The following is a 3,748-nucleotide window of genomic DNA, read 5'->3' on the forward strand; positions in this document are numbered from 1 at the left end:
CTTCGCGGGCGGCGGCATGGGCGGCGATCTGCCGACCATCGAGGCCGGAGCAGACGGCATCCGCCTCGGCGCGGCCTGCGTGGAACTCGGCTTCGTCGCCTCCAACGGCGAGGCCAAGCGCAAGATCGCCGAGGGCGCGGTGCGTCTCGACGACGTGGTGATGGACGATCCCGCCCTGCTGATCACACTGGCGCCGGGCGAAAGCCGCAAGCTCAGTGTCGGCAAGAAGAAGCACGGCGTCATCACAAAGGCGTAATACCGAATCCCGCCGACCTGCCGGGTGCAAAGTCGGCGGGATTAACCGCTTGTTTGCCATTTGCGCCTAGAGTTCTTCGACGGCAAAAAGCAAAAGGCATGGAACCATGAGTGCAGGAGCGCAGCTCACTGTAACCGACAAACGGCGCGCAGCGCGTCACCCCGTCGATTACACCGTGATCGCCGAGCACCGCCAGCTCGGCGACCTCGACCTGCACATCGTGAACATTTCGGCCCAGGGCTTCATGATCCAGGGCGAGATGACGCTCGAGCGCGGCGAACGGCTGGTCATGCGCCTGCCCGTGGTAGGCCGGATCGAGGCGCACATGATCTGGACCCACGAGGGCCGTTCCGGTTTCCAGTTCGAGCGCATCATCCGGATCGATGACTTCCTCAAGCTGGTCGATACTCTCCAGCCCAATCCGCGCCTGCGTCCCAAGCGCTGAACATCAGGCAAGTCCCGTCAGGAAAATGCTGCGTACGCACAAAACGATATTGATATAATATAACATGACAATTAGAGGGCTTGGACATGACAGCCCGCCCTCCCCGAATCGCCCTGCTGGCCTGCGCCAGCCTTGTCGCAACCGTCGCCGCCGATCCCGCGCTGGCCCAATCCGTGCCGGGAGCGTCCGGACAGGAAGCATCTGGCCCCGCCACCGCGTCCAAGAGCGGCCACGCGCAGGAGAGCGGCCCCGAAATCATCGTCACCGGCCGCGTCATTTCCGGCAACGCCGACCCGATTTCGGCTCCGGTTGTGCTGACCGGCGATGCCCTCACCCGCAATCTGAAGCCGCAGATCGGTGACATGCTGAAAAGCCTTCCGGGCGTCACCAGCAGCGGTTTCGCCCCCGGCGTATCGCGTCCTATCCTGCGCGGCTTCGACGGCCCGCGCGTTCAGGTCCTGCTTGATGGTCTCGGCTCGCTCGACGCATCCGCAGTTTCCGCCGACCACGCTGTGTCGCTCGACACGCTGAACATCGAGCGCGTCGAAGTCCTGCACGGCCCGCGCGTCCTGCTTTACGCCAGCGATCCGGCAGGCGGCGCGGTCAACGCACTGGACAAGCGCATCCCGCGCGCGGTGCCGGACAAGGCGTTCACCCTTGACGCGCTGGGCAGTTACGGCACCGCCGCCAACGACGTGAACGGCGGGGTCGCCGCCAACGTCAGGCTGGCCGACAAGTGGGTCGCGCACCTCGATGCCTCCTACTATCATTCCGACGATCTGCACGTCGGCGGCTACGTGCTTTCCCCTGAACTGCGCGCCGAGACTCTGGCTTCGGCCGACGCCCTTGCCGCCGACAGAGACGCCGCCGGCGCTGCCAACCTGACGGCTCAGGCAGGCCGCAAGGGCAAGCTCGCCAACAGCGGCACCGAGGGCTGGACATATGGCGGCGGCGTCGCGTTCATCGACGCGGGCGGCGACATCGGTGTCTCGGCCCAGCGCGTGGCCAACGACTACGGCATTCCCCCGCGCCCCTCGGCGGATCCGTCCTCCACGATGATCAGCCTGCGCCAGACCCGCGTTGACCTGCGGGCGGGCCTCAACCTCGACGGTTTCCTCAAACGCCTCGAACTGCGCGGCGCCTACGGCGATTACACCCACGCCGAGATCACCGACGGCGCCGTCGGCACCCGTTTCAACAGCCAGTCGCTGTCGGCCCGGCTCCAGGCCGACCAGACGCGCCGGGGCATCTGGAGCGGTTCGAGCGGCGTCCAGTATTCGTCCTCTACGCTGGACATCACCGGCGACGAACTGCTGCTGCCGAACACCGAGACCAACCGCTTCGCGGCCTTCACGCTGCAGCAACTCGAAGTCGGCCGGTTCGATCTCGAGGCCGCGCTGCGCTACGAGAATACGCAGATCCGCGCCAAGCCCAATGGCGGCGACCTGCTGACCGGGCAGAGCCGCCAGTTCGACCAGTACTCCGCAGTCGTCGGTGCCGCATGGCACCCGACCGATACCTTGACCCTCTCGGTCAACTACCAGCACGGCGAACGCGCCCCGTCCGCGGAGGAACTGTTCGTCAACGGCGCACATGACGCCACGCAGTCCTTCGAGGTCGGCAATCCCAACTTCACGCTCGAAAAGAGCGATGGGATCGAAGCCGGCATCCGTTACAGCGGCAGCAATTTCGCCGGATCGGTGACCGCATACGGCACCAACTTCGGCAACTTCATCGCCGCCGTCCCGACCGGCCAGATCGACGCGGAATCAAGCCTCCCGATCTACCAGTACCTTCAGGCCGCCGCCCGCTTCCGCGGCATCGAGGCCGAGGGCGCGCTGACCGTGGCCCGCACGCAGAGCGGCGGCGCCTTCAAGATCGACAGCGGGATCGACTATACCCACGCCAGGCTGGTCAATCTCGGCCCGGTCCCCCGCATCCCGCCGCTGCGCGTGCGCGGAGGGTTGGAGTACGATTCGCCGGTCTTCGACTTGCGCGGCGAAGTCGAATGGAACGCCCGGCAGAACCGCGTGGCCGAGAACGAGAACCCGACAGACGCCTTCACGCTCGTCAACCTCAGCGCCACCTGGCGCCCGGTCGGCGAGAAGGGGCCTCTCACCCTCATCCTCTCCGCCAACAACCTGCTCGACGCTTCGGGCCGCCTGGCGGCATCGCAGACCAAGGACTTCGTGCCGATCGCCGGGCGTGACGTGCGCCTGACGGCCCGGATCACCTATTAAAAGAAACAATCCGGTTTAGCCCAATCCAACTTGGCAAGGGGAGGCCACGCTGCCATGCAGCCCGCGTGAGTCTCCCCCATCCTTCTCCCGACGGCGCCCCCACTTCGCCGCTCCAGATCGCCGACTACCGCAAGTTCTGGCTGGCCCGCTTCTTCGCGGTGCTGGCGACGACGGGTACGGTCGTCATCATCGGCTACCAGCTCTACGACGTCGCCCGAACCGACTACGCCATGTCGATCACGCAGGCCTCGTTCCAGCTGGGCCTGCTCGGTTTCGCGCAGTTCCTGCCGGTGTTCCTGCTGACCCCGGTGGCGGGCGTCGTCGCCGACCGTTTCGACCGCCGCAAGGTCGCCGGAACAGCCGCCCTGCTAGACATGTGCGTCGCGCTGGGCCTCGGCATCGTCACCACGCTGGAAATCCGCAGCCTGCCGGTGCTCTATGCCTTCGCGGTGATGCACGGCATGGTCCGCGTATTCATCAGCCCGGCCATGTCGGCGATCGCGCCCAACATCGTGCCGCCCAAGCTGATCCCGCGCGCGATCGGCTTCAACTCGATCGCGATGCAGGCGGGCACGATCATCGGCCCTGCCGCCTACGGTTTCATGTTCGCGGCCCACCACGCCCTGCCCTACTGGTGCTCGGCGCTGTTCACGCTGGGCGCCTCGATCGCCATCCAGGCGATCCGCCATCTGCCCGCCATCCCGCGCGATCCGGCCAAGGCTCACCCGATCCGCCAGATCGTCGAGGGCTTCCGGTTCGTCTGGAGCGAGCGCTTCCTGTTCGGCTGCATCACGCTCGACCTCTTCG

3 protein-coding genes and 1 pseudogene are annotated in these 3,748 nt (G+C 66.3%); all 4 read left to right on the forward strand.

All coding sequences use genetic code 11. The features are described from left to right. Positions 1-256, forward strand: a pseudogene (locus LH128_RS15370) (tyrosine--tRNA ligase); the annotation flags it as partial. 106 nt (positions 257-362) lie between these two features. Then, on the forward strand, positions 363-701 hold the full coding sequence (locus tag LH128_RS15375; RefSeq protein ID WP_008830574.1) for a PilZ domain-containing protein: 339 nt from the start codon (positions 363-365) through the stop codon (positions 699-701). 86 nt (positions 702-787) lie between these two features. Continuing rightward, positions 788-2,941 (forward strand): TonB-dependent receptor, encoded by a 2,154-nt coding sequence (locus tag LH128_RS15380; RefSeq protein ID WP_008830575.1) that lies wholly within the window; start codon positions 788-790, stop codon positions 2,939-2,941. Positions 2,942-3,006: 65 nt separating this feature from the next. After that, the coding region (locus LH128_RS15385) for an MFS transporter (protein ID WP_008830576.1) at positions 3,007-3,748 on the forward strand (742 nt) is incomplete at its 3' end.

The organism is Sphingomonas sp. LH128 (assembly GCF_000293195.2).
GTDB classification, from domain to species: domain Bacteria; phylum Pseudomonadota; class Alphaproteobacteria; order Sphingomonadales; family Sphingomonadaceae; genus Novosphingobium; species Novosphingobium resinovorum_A.

Coding starts and splice junctions, on each gene's coding strand:
- LH128_RS15375 (WP_008830574.1), top strand. CDS start 363: ATGAGTGCAGGAGCGCAGCTCACTGTAACCGACAAACGGCGCGCAGCG.
- LH128_RS15380 (WP_008830575.1), top strand. CDS start 788: ATGACAGCCCGCCCTCCCCGAATCGCCCTGCTGGCCTGCGCCAGCCTT.